15 protein-coding genes and 1 tRNA gene are annotated in these 12,626 nt (G+C 59.9%); 13 read left to right on the forward strand and 3 right to left on the reverse strand.

The features are described 5' to 3' along the window. Nucleotides 1-6 precede the first annotated feature (6 nt). Nucleotides 7-504: a phosphopantetheine adenylyltransferase gene (locus QYL91_RS12690; protein WP_302080866.1), complete on the forward strand. Its 498-nt coding sequence runs from the start codon at nt 7-9 to the stop codon at nt 502-504. Here the strand turns inward: QYL91_RS12690 and QYL91_RS12695 are convergent, their stop codons facing one another. Further along, nucleotides 505-813: a transcription initiation factor IIB family protein gene (locus QYL91_RS12695; protein ID WP_302080867.1), complete on the reverse strand. Its 309-nt coding sequence runs from the start codon at nt 811-813 to the stop codon at nt 505-507. Nucleotides 814-901: 88 nt separating this feature from the next. Here QYL91_RS12695 and QYL91_RS12700 point away from each other — a divergent pair, with 88 nt between their 5' ends. Beyond that, the gene (locus QYL91_RS12700) at nt 902-2,596 is read left to right on the forward strand and encodes a PKD domain-containing protein (RefSeq protein ID WP_302080868.1); all 1,695 of its coding nucleotides are present in this window, start codon (nt 902-904) and stop codon (nt 2,594-2,596) included. Here QYL91_RS12700 and QYL91_RS12705 read toward each other — a convergent pair. Then, complete coding sequence (locus tag QYL91_RS12705; protein ID WP_302080869.1) at nt 2,593-3,864, reverse strand: hypothetical protein; 1,272 nt, start codon at nt 3,862-3,864, stop codon at nt 2,593-2,595. The two genes, QYL91_RS12700 and QYL91_RS12705, sit on opposite strands and share 4 nt — an antisense overlap. Before the next feature lie 180 nt (nt 3,865-4,044). Here QYL91_RS12705 and QYL91_RS12710 point away from each other — a divergent pair. The 6 genes from QYL91_RS12710 (at nt 4,045) to QYL91_RS12735 (ending at nt 8,799) form a co-directional block, all read left to right on the forward strand. Then, nucleotides 4,045-4,129, forward strand: a tRNA-Leu gene (locus QYL91_RS12710). Nucleotides 4,130-4,207: 78 nt separating this feature from the next. Continuing rightward, on the forward strand, nt 4,208-5,314 hold the full coding sequence (locus QYL91_RS12715; RefSeq protein ID WP_302080870.1) for a hypothetical protein: 1,107 nt from the start codon (nt 4,208-4,210) through the stop codon (nt 5,312-5,314). Between the two features lie 114 nt (nt 5,315-5,428). Then, nucleotides 5,429-6,439, forward strand: a complete 1,011-nt coding sequence (gene cobT / locus QYL91_RS12720; RefSeq protein WP_302080871.1) for a nicotinate mononucleotide-dependent phosphoribosyltransferase CobT — start codon at nt 5,429-5,431, stop codon at nt 6,437-6,439. 149 nt (nt 6,440-6,588) lie between these two features. After that, nucleotides 6,589-7,398, forward strand: a complete 810-nt coding sequence (dacZ, locus tag QYL91_RS12725) for a diadenylate cyclase DacZ (RefSeq protein ID WP_302080872.1) — start codon at nt 6,589-6,591, stop codon at nt 7,396-7,398. After that, nucleotides 7,399-8,187, forward strand: coding sequence for a mechanosensitive ion channel domain-containing protein (locus QYL91_RS12730; protein WP_302080873.1), 789 nt, complete (start codon nt 7,399-7,401; stop codon nt 8,185-8,187). It abuts the gene before it with no gap. Nucleotides 8,188-8,562: 375 nt separating this feature from the next. Further along, the gene (locus QYL91_RS12735) at nt 8,563-8,799 is read left to right on the forward strand and encodes a UPF0058 family protein (RefSeq protein ID WP_302080874.1); all 237 of its coding nucleotides are present in this window, start codon (nt 8,563-8,565) and stop codon (nt 8,797-8,799) included. Nucleotides 8,800-8,893: 94 nt separating this feature from the next. Here the strand turns inward: QYL91_RS12735 and QYL91_RS12740 are convergent, their stop codons facing one another. Continuing rightward, nucleotides 8,894-9,367, reverse strand: coding sequence for a DUF555 domain-containing protein (locus QYL91_RS12740; RefSeq protein ID WP_302080875.1), 474 nt, complete (start codon nt 9,365-9,367; stop codon nt 8,894-8,896). Nucleotides 9,368-9,453: 86 nt separating this feature from the next. Here QYL91_RS12740 and QYL91_RS12745 point away from each other — a divergent pair, with 86 nt between their 5' ends. The 5 genes from QYL91_RS12745 to QYL91_RS12765 all read left to right on the forward strand — a co-directional run bounded on the left by QYL91_RS12745 (nt 9,454) and on the right by QYL91_RS12765 (nt 12,610). Further along, nucleotides 9,454-10,365 carry a DNA-3-methyladenine glycosylase family protein gene (locus tag QYL91_RS12745; protein WP_302080876.1) on the forward strand — a complete coding sequence of 304 codons (912 nt, stop codon included), beginning with the start codon at nt 9,454-9,456 and terminating at the stop codon, nt 10,363-10,365. A gap of 153 nt (nt 10,366-10,518) precedes the next feature. Continuing rightward, nucleotides 10,519-10,728 carry a hypothetical protein gene (locus QYL91_RS12750; protein ID WP_302080877.1) on the forward strand — a complete coding sequence of 70 codons (210 nt, stop codon included), beginning with the start codon at nt 10,519-10,521 and terminating at the stop codon, nt 10,726-10,728. Beyond that, nucleotides 10,721-11,107: a hypothetical protein gene (locus tag QYL91_RS12755; RefSeq protein ID WP_302080878.1), complete on the forward strand. Its 387-nt coding sequence runs from the start codon at nt 10,721-10,723 to the stop codon at nt 11,105-11,107. The genes QYL91_RS12750 and QYL91_RS12755 overlap by 8 nt, the downstream gene beginning before the upstream one ends. Nucleotides 11,108-11,155: 48 nt before the next feature. Beyond that, entirely contained in the window at nt 11,156-11,434 is a 279-nt protein-coding gene (locus QYL91_RS12760; protein ID WP_302080879.1) for an acylphosphatase, read from the forward strand. 96 nt (nt 11,435-11,530) lie between these two features. Continuing rightward, nucleotides 11,531-12,610, forward strand: coding sequence for a complex I subunit 1/NuoH family protein (locus tag QYL91_RS12765; protein ID WP_302080880.1), 1,080 nt, complete (start codon nt 11,531-11,533; stop codon nt 12,608-12,610). Nucleotides 12,611-12,626 lie beyond the last annotated feature (16 nt).

The following is a 12,626-nucleotide window of genomic DNA, read 5'->3' on the forward strand; positions in this document are numbered from 1 at the left end:
GCTGGTATGAAGGTCGCGCTGGGAGGGACGTTCGACCCGCTACATGACGGTCACCGAGCATTGTTCGAGCGGGCATTCGAACTTGGTGATGTTACGGTTGGGTTGACGAGTGACAGGCTCGCTCCCAGAACCCGCCACGAAGACAGGAAAGTTCGGTCCTTCGAGGAACGAAAGCGTGACCTCGAGGCCGAACTCAGCGAGTATGCAGCGGAACACGACCGCTCGTTCGATATTCGGGAGCTGTCAGAGCCGACCGGCATCGCGAGCGAAGAGCAGTTCGACGTGCTTGTCGTCTCCCCGGAAACCGAGACCGGCGGCAAGCGCATCAACGAGATTCGCCGCGAACGCGGGCACGACGAACTCGACATCGAAGTCGTCGACCACGTCTATGCCGAGGACGGCGACGTCATCTCCTCGACGCGTATCGTCCGCGGAGAAATCGACGAACACGGGAATCTGACCCCCGACAGCGACGGTCGTCCAGTGACGACCGAAGAACAGTAGTTACCAGTCCGGCGCGTCGAAGCCGACGGTTTCGAGCAGTTCCTTCCAGCGTTGCTGTACGGACAGTCGAGAGACACCGACAGCGTCGGCGACAGCCCGTTGTGACCGCTGGTCGCCGGCCACCAGCGCACCGACGTACAGCGACGAGGCGACGGTCGCTCGCTTCGAGCGCGAGGACTCCGGGAGATTCGAAAGAAACACGTCCTCCGCCCGCGAACGCGCCTCCGTCCCGAGGTCCAGTCGGTCGGCTGCCTCCTGTAACTCCTCGATGTACTCTTCGTTGTCCACATGGTCGCTCGCCCGATACACGGGCGGCGATACGCCGGCCTGAAATAAAGAGTTTTGCCGCGCGCAGTTCCGACTCGGACAGCGAGGACGAAATTATTTAGGCAAGGACGTGACCATCCCCCACGCAGAACGCATGCTTCGTGGGGTTTTGGTGGCGGTACTGCTTGTTGTGGCATCGGTTACGGGTGTTGGAATCGTCAGCGCGAACGAGTCTCCGCTGGCCGCGGCAGGACTCGACCAAGAGGTTGTCGAGGGGTCGACGGTGTATCTCGACGGCGGCGGGTCACTCGACCCAGATGGGCGTATCGAGGAGTACCGATGGACGATTACGACACCGAACGGGACCACGATTCGCCCGGACTGTCCGACCTGTGCCCGGACGCAGTTTCAGACCAAGCAAAACGGGACGTACAACGCCACGTTGACTGTCGTCGACGACGACGGCGCGACAGCATCGGACACACTCTACGTTACAGCGAACTCAGCAGAACCACCGACAGTAAGGATTTCCGGACCGTCGGCTGTCGAAGATGGAACGAGTGCCACCTTCGAGGCAGACGTCAGTGCTGGGACCAACGAGCTGGCAACGCTGGTCTGGATGGTAAATGGGACAGAACGAACTCGCGAGGATGTCGATGGCTACGACGCAAAGAGTACGCTATCACTCGATTTCGAGACTCAGGGCCAGAGGGAGCTTCAGGTTCGTGCCATAGACACCACTGGAACCAGCGAAACAGCGACCCATGGCGTCGAAGTAACCCAGTCCAGCGACGGCACATCGAGTAACGGAGACATGGACGCATACGCCTCCATGCTACGTCGGACTGACGAGTCCTACGAGATACTCATGCCACGCGGTGTCGTTGACGGGCGTGGTCCTGGCACGATGTTGGACGAGAACGAGGTTAGGGATTTACAAAGAGTATCTGGAGTAACACGCACCTCAGTCTATACAAACACGGGCCCTGTTGACGCACTCTCGATTACGAACCCCAATTTGAAAGAAGACATCGACAAGGAAGCCGGTAAGCGAGGTGCCGGATTTCTCGATTCGTCGAACGAGTATATCAATCCACGTAGTGCAAGTTACGAGGTGAATACGAAGCGACAGTTCGAAAGCCCGGGAGTAAACTGGGAGCGAACAGACCGGGTAGTTACAGGAACAACAACGACAGAAAATAGAGTCAACAAAGAGAATTACGAACTTATCGAAGTAATAGAGAAGTCCGACCCTCAGACGTACAAATCTCCACTGCCACACAGTCCGCTTGACCAACAGGTAGGAACAGGCAAAAAGTACACTACAAGCTGGCAGGACACCCCTCCGGCGGACGGTGATTACGTGGCAACGAGAAAGGTGCTAACCCACTATACGTGGACAGAAACACGGACGAAAACAAAACGTGTCAAAGTTGGAACTGAGGTTGTCAGGCGCTCTCCGGCGTATGGCTGGAAAACAGTGCGGCGAGTTGGGACAGAGCAAGTCTGTGTCGAGTACATGTCTATTTTTGGACCGAGAACGTGTGTCAAAACAGAGTTGCGACAAACTCGGACGATGGAGCGAGTGTGGGGGGTAATCGGGACGGAGAAGATCACTCGGCCGGTTTACGAAACCAGAACCTACACTGAAACTGTGACCGAATCTGGGAAGAATCCTCCTAGAACCGCTACCGACGTAACTCCTCACTACAACACACAATACAAAGTTAGGGAGTTTACAGGTTCGGTACCACTTTGGCAGTCCGCTTCGAAGAAGTATCGGTACGAGATATTCACCTACGAGTGGGAGCGGAGCGATATTTAAGGAGTATTGTAGTGTTTTCCAAGAGACGAGAACGTGACCTGCTTATACACTTCGACTACTCCATCCACACCGCCACCAGCACCTTTCTGTGCCCAGCCGGTAGGGATGTCCCAGGTCTGGTGGACTTGTCCATCGGAATTTCGAAACTGGAGTCGGACACTCTCAGGAACTTCCCCGTGCTTCCCTGAATGTGAGAGATTCCCCCATTTGAAAATAGTCTCGAACACTCTCACTCCGCCGTCGGTCGAACTGAAGCCACGGTAATCCATTTGTTCCTCTTCTCGTGGGATTTCAAACTCGACATAGATAGACGCGTTCGGCCCGAGCGTTTCTGTGGATTCGGGGATACTGATACTCTCGTTGAACAGTCCGTAATCGGCGACAGTCAGATTGCCGTGTTTGGAGTCGTTTAGTCGCCGTGCCAACTCCTCGACGTACGCCTTTCGAGCGCGGTCTCCGGTTGCGTAGGTGAACTCTTCAGGATAGAATCGTGGGTCGAACTGCGATTCGTACCCTATGGAGTTCTCGTCTAACTCAGTCCGAAACTCGGCAGGAGAAAGCGTCTGGTTGGCATAGCGTTCAGCGAGTGACTTCGAAAGTGTCGACTGCCATCGCGGTTCCTCGATCTGCCCTGCGAGCGTCAGCGTCACCCACTCCGGAGCCTGCGAATTATTTGCCATCTCGAAGGCGGCAGCCTGCGGGACCGGCATTGCTGAGCCAGCACGGTACTCGTCGATGTGATTCTCGTCGCTAGCGAAGGTCAATTGGACGTAATCCGGCCCGACGAGACGTGAGTTTTGTACGACCAGCGTTCGATTCCGCACCGCATCGACGTACTGTTCGAGCGGGTCACGCGACTTCACAGCGAGACTGTGCTCTATCGAGTCAGTGGCTGTCGAGATGACAAGCGTCTGCGTTCCCGAATCCAACGCTGACGTGTTCGGGTTCGACAGCGAGAACTGCCGAGTCTCGCCCGGCTCGACTTCCACGCGCCGGTCCGCGAGTGTGGTATCTCCCGCCGTAACCGCTAGTTTCTGGGTTGTCGGTTGGTCCCCGATGTTTTCGACAGTCACGTTCAGCGTAACTGAGTTCCCTTCGAGGACCGTCGGCGGGGTTCCTGCGCCGGTAATCATGAGCGTCGAGTTGGCTCCTGTGCCGTTGGCTGGCGATGCCGCTGTCAACGTCGCGTCGCTACCCCCACCCATTCCCCCGGAACAACCCGCCAGGAGGACGAGGACAGCAACGAGACAGAGCGCTGCCCGCTGCATGCGTTCTGAGCGGGTGTTGTCCCGGTTAGTTACTTAAAGTAAATCATTTCGTCGAGTATTCTGCGCGAAGTGTCTGCAGCGCAGAAGTCGGCAAGGTATGAGGCCCGTATATTAATTTTTGCCACCGAGTGAAAGTGCAAGCGGCAGATTCATGGGCGGGTCGGCGGAACAGTAGAGTGCGCGCGGGTAGCCGAGCCAGGCCAAAGGTGCAGCGCTTAGGACGCTGTCCCGTAGGGGTCCGCCGGTTCAAATCCGGTCCCGCGCATATTCTGTCCGAACGACAACGAGCGCGTTACTGGCGACGGTACGCTTATTATCGAGACGCCACTTCTGGGAGTAGACTATGACCGACGACGAGCGCGCTGTGCTCGGCCGTGACGGCCGACATGCTCAGACAGTCGTCGTTGGTGTTGGCGTGGCCGCCGTCGTAATAATTCTCGGCGTCGCCCTCGTCGGCGGCCTCAATACGAGCGTCTTGGGCCTTGGAGCCGAAGAGACACAGACCACCGTCGTCGATGTCTGGGGTGACACGACTGTCACAGTCACGTATACCACCGAGACGGGCGAGACCAGGGGGTTCGTCGTCGACGGCGTCTCGTCTGAGTTGAGCGACTCGGACAATGGCTGGGCGTTCATCGACCGGTCGGCGTTACCGCCGGCACTCGAGGAAGGCGAAAACGTCGACTCTGACAGTGTCGTCCCAGTCGGCGACCGAGTACTCGTCGGCAACACGACCAGTTCAACCAGGCAGGTCGGTGAAGCCACAGTGAGAGTCGTCGTCCCGGCCAGTCGGGATGTCGACCCTGTACGAAAAGCGCATTTCATCTCGGAATTTCTGTCGCCATACGCCCTCAATTCGGACCAGCGAGCGGTCACGCTGGTCGCGGCGCCAGACGCGTTGCCCTACAGCGGCCTGTCGTACGCTGATGGGACCGGCTACGTGACCATCGAGGCGTTCTGGGACGGCAACGTTGGCAGCGTCTGGCTGCACGAATTCTTCCACGCCCGGCAGACGTTCACGCTCGAGTCAGAGATGACGTGGTTTCGAGAGGCCAGTGCGGAATATCTCACGTATCGTGCGATGCAAGAACAGTACGGACCGGTCACTGACCGCGACATCAGAGCGCGCCTCGATGGCGTTCCGGACTACCACGATGTGGCACTGGCGTCACCGTCGACGTGGGACAATGAATCCGTCGACTACACGAAAGGCGCCCGCCTCCTCTATGCCATCGACGCAAGCGTCCGGACCGGAAGCAACGGAGAGCACACGCTGTTCGATGTCTTTCGGGCGATAAACGAGCGCGAAGGTCCCGTGTCGGTCTCGGAGTTTACCGCCGTTGTCGAAGCCCACTCCGGAACCAACGAGAGTTGGATACGGGACGCCATCGAAACGACCGGGCCGATAGACCGGTATCGCGAGTCGCAGGGGATTTTCCGGAACGGCTGACGTTGCGGGTGGGCAGCGGCCAGCAGACGAGCGACTTTTTACGCGACAGCGACGGTAGTCACAGACGCACATGAGTGTACGCACAGTCAGTTGTCGGAGTCTGGAGGAAGGGGCGTGACACGAGTCGTACTCGTCGCGGGGACGACGGAGACGGCGACAATCGAGGGAATCAGTGCAGCGGGAGCAAACCCGGACGCGATGGTGCACACGCCGAGTGCGGACGCGGAAATCGTCGAGTACGGCACGCCCGTCCGGTCCCCGGTGGTGCCAGTGAGCCCGTCGGGGTGTCCGACGCCGGCCGTGATGACCCGCGCCGTCCGCGAAGAACTGGGCTTCGACCTGACCGTGGTCGACGGAGGATTGGCAGAGCCAAGCGGAGCGCCGACAGTGACCGTCGGAGCGAGGCCGGGCGGGGACATTCGCGACGAAGACCCTGTGCCGACGGCACCGGGTGCATACGAGGCCGCCCGGCAGTTCGGCCGAGCGATTCCTGACGACGAACTGTTTCTCGCCGAGACGGTCCCCGGCGGAACGACGACGGCACTGGGCGTGTTGCGAGCGCTCGGCGAGCGGGCGTCTGTCTCCTCGTCGTTACCGGAGAACCCACTCGAGCAAAAGGAAGCGGTCGTCTCCGAGGGGCTGGCGGCCAGTTCACTCGACGACGGCGGAGCGGCCGGCGAGCCAAAGCGGGCTGTTCGTCGGATGGGCGACCCGGTGCTGGCAGTCGCCGCTGGGCTCGCACGCGGGGCGACCGAGACGGACACTGCAGTGACCTTCGCGGGCGGGACACAGATGCTCGCCGTGATTGCCCTGGTTCGGCACGCTGGCCTCGAACGGGAACTCTCACTTGCCACGACTTCGTTTGTCGCAGACGACGCGAGCGCTGGGGTCGACGAGTTGGCGGCGGACCTGAACGTCGATGTGACGGCCACGGACCCGGGATTCGATGGCACCGATCATCCGGCGATGGCCGCCTACGAAGCAGGTGAAGCAAAGGAAGGCGTCGGAATGGGTGGAGCGCTGGCGATGGCAAGTCGGGCTGGCGTCCCGATGGACAGGATACGGGAGCGCATCGTGGACGTCTACGACCGGGTGACAGAATCCGACGAAAAGCCAGAACGGTAACATCTGTTCGAGTTGTGACCGGTGGCGTTGGAGATTCCGCTAATCCTTAGAGAGGAGCGCCAGGCGACAGGATTGAAGCGTGTGACGTGTGTGAGACGGGAGTCAGACAGGCCGCAAGGCTTTTTCCTGTCGGATGAGTTGATACGACAATGACCGCGCTGGACGAGCTGTTAGACGATGTTGTCGCCGATGCAGACGAGGTGTTGCTGTTTTCTCCGAGCGCGGCGACGTACGAACCGTTCGAGGAGACAGATGTCTCGCCGGTAGTCGTCGCGCCGGAGAACACGGTCGATGCGGAGAATTACGTCGAGTTGCCCCTGGAGTTCGACGACGTGACCGGTCGTATCAGATTCGGACTCGAGGGCGCAGTCGACCAGGGGCTGGTCGACGAGGAGAGTTCGGTCGTCTGTATCACGAATCTGTTCAGTGACGGCGTCGATACCGTCGTCAGAGTCAACGCAGGGGAGTTCAGCCGAGCGGGCGTGTACGACCTGTTCGTAAACTCCCGCGCGGACTCTGATGTCATCCGTGACGTGTTCGAGGTGGCTATCGAACTCGGAAAGAAAGGGCAGAAGGGCAAACCGGTGGGCGCGCTCTTTGTCGTCGGCGACGCCGGGAAGGTGATGAACAAATCCCGGCCGCTGAGCTACAACCCATTCGAGAAGTCCCACGTCCACGTCGGCGACCCAATCGTGAACGTGATGCTCAAGGAGTTCTCGCGGCTCGACGGGGCATTCGTCATTTCGGACTCGGGCAAAATCGTCTCTGCGTATCGCTATCTCGAACCGTCCGCAGAGGGCGTCGACATCCCGAAGGGCCTCGGCGCGCGTCACATGGCTGCCGGCGCAGTGACGCGGGATACGAACGCCACGGCCATCGTCCTCTCGGAGAGTGACGGGATGGTTCGAGCATTCAAGGCAGGTGAACTCGTTCTCGAACTCGACCCGGAGGAGTATTAGATGCAATTCGAGTGGGCGCCGTACGTCCGGGAGATTTTCTCGGCGGAGACGGCCTTTATTCTCTCCATCGCAGTCCTGGTCCTCGGAGTCCTGGTCGCGTACTGGGTCTGGAAGCGGACCTACAGCACGTTGCACTCGATGGGCGTCGAGGAACTGGTCGAGGGGACACCGTTCGAACGCAGCGCACAGAACTTCGGAACCTCGACCATCAGCATTCTCGCGCAACTGGCAGCGCTGTTCGTCTACATCGTCGCTATCATCGTTGCGCTGAACATCGCGCAGTTGACCAGCGTCCAGTTGTTCTGGGCGCAGATTACAGGGTATCTTCCTCGTATCTTCATCGCCATTCTGGCGCTAATCGTGGGACTGGTCGCCGGTGACAAGGCAAAGCTCGTCGTCAGCGACCGCCTTCGGAGCATCAAACTCCCTGAGGCAGAGATTATTCCCGAGATTGTCAAGTACAGCATCTTCTACATCGCAATCTTGCTCGCACTCTCGCAGATTGGCGTCGCGACGCAGGCGTTGCTCGTGCTCCTTGCGGCGTACTCCTTTGGCCTGGTCTTCCTGTCGGGACTGGCGTTCAAAGACTTGCTCGCAGCGAGTGCAGCCGGTGTCTACCTCCTGCTGGTCGAACCCTACGCCATCGGCGATAAGGTCGAAATCGACGACAAGCGAGGTATCGTCCAGGAGGTGGATATGTTCGTCACACACATCGAGACCAACGGCGAGGAGTACATCATCCCGAATCAGCGCGTCATCCGGTCGGGAATCATCCGGATTCGAGAGTAGCGACTCAGGTCGGGAACTGCGACTAGTCTACGGCCAGTTTTTCCGCGATCATGACTGTGATTTTCCGAGTGAAGAGGACTACCGGTACGATCGAGTCGTGCCACCGGCAGGAGACGAGCAACCGCGCCCGAGAGACTCTCGCAAAATAAAGCCTTTACATTTGGAAAGTTAACTTTTCTTTTGACGGCAATTTGTTAGCCAGCGGTGCGACAGATGCCCATATTAAACCGAGGGTTTACGAAACGGACTTTCGGTCTCCGTCTGCCCATCTCAGCGCATCGGTAGTACAGCGCCTCAGGACGCAATTCAGAAGGAAGTATGTTAACGAGGCTCAGAGTACTACTATAACCCTCCAGTTGTTAGGTAAGGTTGACTATGAAAAAGCAGGAGCTCATTCATCTCCACGGGCTACTTGCGCAGGTACAGAACCACTACGAAGAACAGACAGGCGATACTGTCGAGCACGACGAGTACGCCGAACTGGGCGTCCAGCCGACATCCATCCACAAATCGAAGACGGACCACAAGGCCGCTGTCTTCGCTATTGCGGACGGTATTACATCTGAGATGACCAGCGAAGAGACCGAACGCGTCTCCGCGACTGCCGACTGAACGCGCTGTTTCTCGGGCTCCACCCGGAGCCACACACGCTACGTTTCACGCAGAGCCATCGCTGTCGAGTGGCAGTAGTCAAAACAGAATCCGCTTACTCGTCGATGAGTTCTTCGAACTCCGGGAGAACGTCCTCGTCGTCGCTGTCAGGTGACGGGGCCGAGTCCTCGTCCTCGGCTGGCGTCTCAGCCTCGGACTCCGCCGTCGTGTCACTTTCCTCGTCGTCTTCCTCTTCGAGTTCCTCGATTTCGAGGACTTCGAGCGGGATGTTCTCGAGTCGCTGCCCGATTTCTTTCCGGGCGATTCGGGCAGCGTGCTCGTCGCGTTCGACGTTGAACACCGTCATCTCTAACTCCAGCGCGACGAGACTCTCGTCGGCAGCGATGAAGGCTGGCTCCAGCTCCTCGTCACAGTGGGGACAGGACCGCTCGCCCATGTTGATCTCGACGTAGTTCAAGTCGGGGTTCAGCATCTCTCCTGTCTTCGAGATGGCGATGCGAACCGCTTCGTCGGGAGACCCTACGTCGTACACTGGGACTGCTGCCTCGACGACAACTCTGCAGTTCATATACGTTGTTTGACTGGCAACCAATATGAAGGTTAGCCCGGGGGATTGAGAAGCCCTGAAGGTCGTTGGGCACCTCTCTCGGGCTGATGGAGTCAGGCGTCATCGACGTCGACAGTCTCGCCGGCGGGTTCGACCTCCAGTCGACCCTGGAGAGTGGGCAGTCCTACCTCTGGTGGCGCGAGGACGGCCGCGACTACGAGGACGACAGCCAGTACGGCGGCGACGCCAGCTATCTGACCACGACACGCGAAGACGGAACCCCCGCGGTCGTCCGTGTCCGGCAGACAGACGGGCAGGTCCGCTGGGAGTCGGCAGTCGACGCCGAGTCGGCGGTCCGGCGGCGGCTCCGACTCGACGACGACCTCGTCGAGATTCGCGACGCGACCCCTGCCGACGAACTGCTCGAAACCGCGTTCGACACCTACCGAGGAATGCGGTTGGTCCGCGACCCTCCCTTCGGAGCGCTCGTCTCGTTTATCTGCTCGGCACAGATGCACGTCACCCGAATCCACGGCATGCAACAGTCACTCCGGGCGGCGTTCGGAACACCAGTCGAGTTCGATGGGGAGACCTACCATGCCTATCCGACACCAGCGCAGTTGGCGGATGCGACAGAGGAGCAACTCCGGGACCTGAGTCTCGGCTACAGGGCACCCTACGTCAAGCGGACCGCAAAGATGGTCGCCGACGGTGAGGCCGACCCCGCCGATGCCCGGGAACTCCCGTACGAGGAGGCCCGCGACGCGCTGACCGAGTTCGTCGGCGTCGGCGACAAGGTCGCAGACTGTGTCCTGCTGTTCTCCCTTGACTATCTCGAAGCGGTCCCGCTCGACACCTGGATTCGCAAGACCATCACCGAGTACTACCCCGACTGTGACCGTGGCAATTACACCGACACCTCCCGGGCGATTCGGGAGCGCCTGGGTGGCAAGTACGCCGGCTACGCACAGACGTACGTGTTCCAGTTTATCAGGAATCACAGGAGTACCGACGTTTAGCCACCACCCACTGTCCCGACAAAGAGTGTGCCGCCACGAGCGCGGGCTTCGAAATTCTCCAGCCCACAATCGGGGAGAAAGATTGGTTTTAGCTGCAGGGAATTGGTAGAGGGACGAACATTTTTATGGCTACACCCCAACCAATAGTTGACTATGTCAGAAACCACCACAGAAGACGAGACCATGACATGGCCGGACCTGGCAATCGGCCTCTACGACCGACTGACCGGGCGCGGCGCGGAGATTGTCTACGAGTTCGACGACATGGAAGTCGAAGTGCCGAGTGGAACCGGCGACGACGTCGAACACGCCCCCTGGCGACTCGACGGGACGGTCACCATCACGACCCGCGAGCGTGACTGAACCACCGGCACCCAAGGCGCCGCTGTCTGTCGAGACAGACCTCGAACTCACAATCGACGGAACCGACGTTGACGTCCAGTCGACCGGCGACCGACTGTTCGTCGAGTTTCCGTCTCTCAGCGGCGTTGTCCATGCTGCGCGTACCGTTCCTCGGTCGAGAACGGAAGAAGTCACTGCGACGCTGACAGCGACAGCACTCACCGTCGAGGTTCGCTCGCGCGGGCGAACTATCGCTGCGCTCGGCGCAGATGCTCCCGCTGGCCCGGTCTCTCGATGGCTGGGGATCGCCCCGGCCCAGATACGCGTCGGTGGCCTCGCTGGTGCGGTCAGTGAGGAACTCAGCGCCGGGGCTCGGGCGCTCCGTGAGTTGCTCGGCTAGCGGGGCGCTGACCGTACCATTTTGTAACACCGCGTCGAAGAGTAGCGTATGTCCGACCGCACTCGTGCACACGTGTTCGTCACCGGCAACGTACAGGGTGTGTACTTTCGCGCGACGACCCGCGACGAGGCACAGGAGCGCGACGTCGACGGCTGGGTCCGGAATCTGGACGACGGGCGCGTCGAGGCCGTCTTCGAGGGGCCAGCGGAGACCGTCGAAGAGATGGTCGAGTTCTGTCACCGCGGGAGTTCCGCTGCCACCGTCGAAGATGTCGACGTGACCTACGAGGCGCCACAGGACGAAGGCGAGTTCCGGGTCCGGTGGTGAGCAAAGCGGGTCGCTGGTTTTGCCATCACAGCCCAATATAAATGTCCGCGGAAACGGGGCAGCAGGGCTACGCCACCCCCAGTCGAAGTGTTGCACATGACTGTAGGAGTGGTTCCGCTGTCGACCGCCCTCCCTGACGCACTCGCTGACGCTGTCGGACTGGTCCCAGATACGACACTGGGAAGCGTCGTCGGTGGACTCCTCGGTGCAACACTGGTCGCAACGGTCATCCTCATCAATGCAGCTATCGCCGGTCCGTGGGCGAAGCGGCGGGTCTACTCCTCGTTTATCGACAAGATCGGGCCGAACAGGCACGGCCCAGCGGGACTGCTCATCATCGTCGCCGACTCGGTCCGCATGCTTTCGAAAGAACTCACCGTCCCCGAGGGTGTTGACCGACCGGCCTTCGACCTGGCTCCACTGGTGATGGCCGCCTCGGCGCTGCTCGGATTTGCTGTTATCCCCTTTGGAACTCTCGGCAGCATCTCTCTCCAGCTCGCCGACCCAGAGAGCGGACTGGTATTCGTCTTTGCCGTTGCCTCGCTGGCCTCACTGGGGCTCGTGATGGCCGGGTACGCCTCGAACAACAAGTTCTCGTTTCTCGGCGGGATGCGCGCTGTCGCGCAAAACATCGCGTACGAGATTCCGCTCGTTCTCGTCGGGGCGTCAGTCGCGCTGTTTTTCGGCACTCTCCGGTTGAGTGAAATCGTCGCCGCACAGCAAGACACGCTCGTCGCGCTTGGCCCACTCGGGATTCCGGACTGGTACGCGTTCGTCAACCCCTTCGCGTTCGTCCTGTTCATGGCCGCGAATCTCGCGGAGATCGGTCGGAACCCGTTCGATATCCCCGAAGCGCCGACCGAAATCGTCGCTGGCCACATGACTGAGTACTCCTCGGTGTACTTCGTGCTATTGTACCTCAGCGAATTTCTCCACATCTTCCTCGGCGGCGCGCTCGTCGCCGTCCTCTTTCTCGGCGGCCCGGCCGGCCCAGTCTTGCCTGGGCCAATCTGGATGTTCGCGAAAATCTGGGCAATCTTCCTGTTCACGCAGTGGGCGCGGACCACGTTCCCCCGCGTACGTATCGACCAGCTCATCCAGATTGGCTGGAAGTTCCTGCTCGTCGCTGCGCTTGGCAATCTCCTCCTGACTGCTGGCCTCGTCGCTCTCGTCTGAGGCCCCACAGTTATTC

Origin of the sequence: Salinibaculum rarum, from assembly GCF_030505615.1 — an archaeon.
In the GTDB taxonomy this organism is placed as follows: domain Archaea; phylum Halobacteriota; class Halobacteria; order Halobacteriales; family Haloarculaceae; genus Salinibaculum; species Salinibaculum rarum.

Excerpts from the sequence above, each read along its gene's own strand:
- QYL91_RS12690 (WP_302080866.1), top strand. The coding sequence starts at position 7 with ATGAAGGTCGCGCTGGGAGGGACGTTCGACCCGCTACATGACGGTCAC.
- QYL91_RS12705 (WP_302080869.1), bottom strand. The coding sequence starts at position 3,864 with ATGCAGCGGGCAGCGCTCTGTCTCGTTGCTGTCCTCGTCCTCCTGGCG.
- QYL91_RS12715 (WP_302080870.1), top strand. The coding sequence starts at position 4,208 with ATGACCGACGACGAGCGCGCTGTGCTCGGCCGTGACGGCCGACATGCT.
- dacZ (WP_302080872.1), top strand. The coding sequence starts at position 6,589 with ATGACCGCGCTGGACGAGCTGTTAGACGATGTTGTCGCCGATGCAGAC.
- QYL91_RS12730 (WP_302080873.1), top strand. The coding sequence starts at position 7,399 with ATGCAATTCGAGTGGGCGCCGTACGTCCGGGAGATTTTCTCGGCGGAG.
- QYL91_RS12735 (WP_302080874.1), top strand. The coding sequence starts at position 8,563 with ATGAAAAAGCAGGAGCTCATTCATCTCCACGGGCTACTTGCGCAGGTA.
- QYL91_RS12740 (WP_302080875.1), bottom strand. The coding sequence starts at position 9,367 with ATGAACTGCAGAGTTGTCGTCGAGGCAGCAGTCCCAGTGTACGACGTA.
- QYL91_RS12745 (WP_302080876.1), top strand. The coding sequence starts at position 9,454 with ATGGAGTCAGGCGTCATCGACGTCGACAGTCTCGCCGGCGGGTTCGAC.
- QYL91_RS12750 (WP_302080877.1), top strand. The coding sequence starts at position 10,519 with ATGTCAGAAACCACCACAGAAGACGAGACCATGACATGGCCGGACCTG.
- QYL91_RS12760 (WP_302080879.1), top strand. The coding sequence starts at position 11,156 with ATGTCCGACCGCACTCGTGCACACGTGTTCGTCACCGGCAACGTACAG.
- QYL91_RS12765 (WP_302080880.1), top strand. The coding sequence starts at position 11,531 with ATGACTGTAGGAGTGGTTCCGCTGTCGACCGCCCTCCCTGACGCACTC.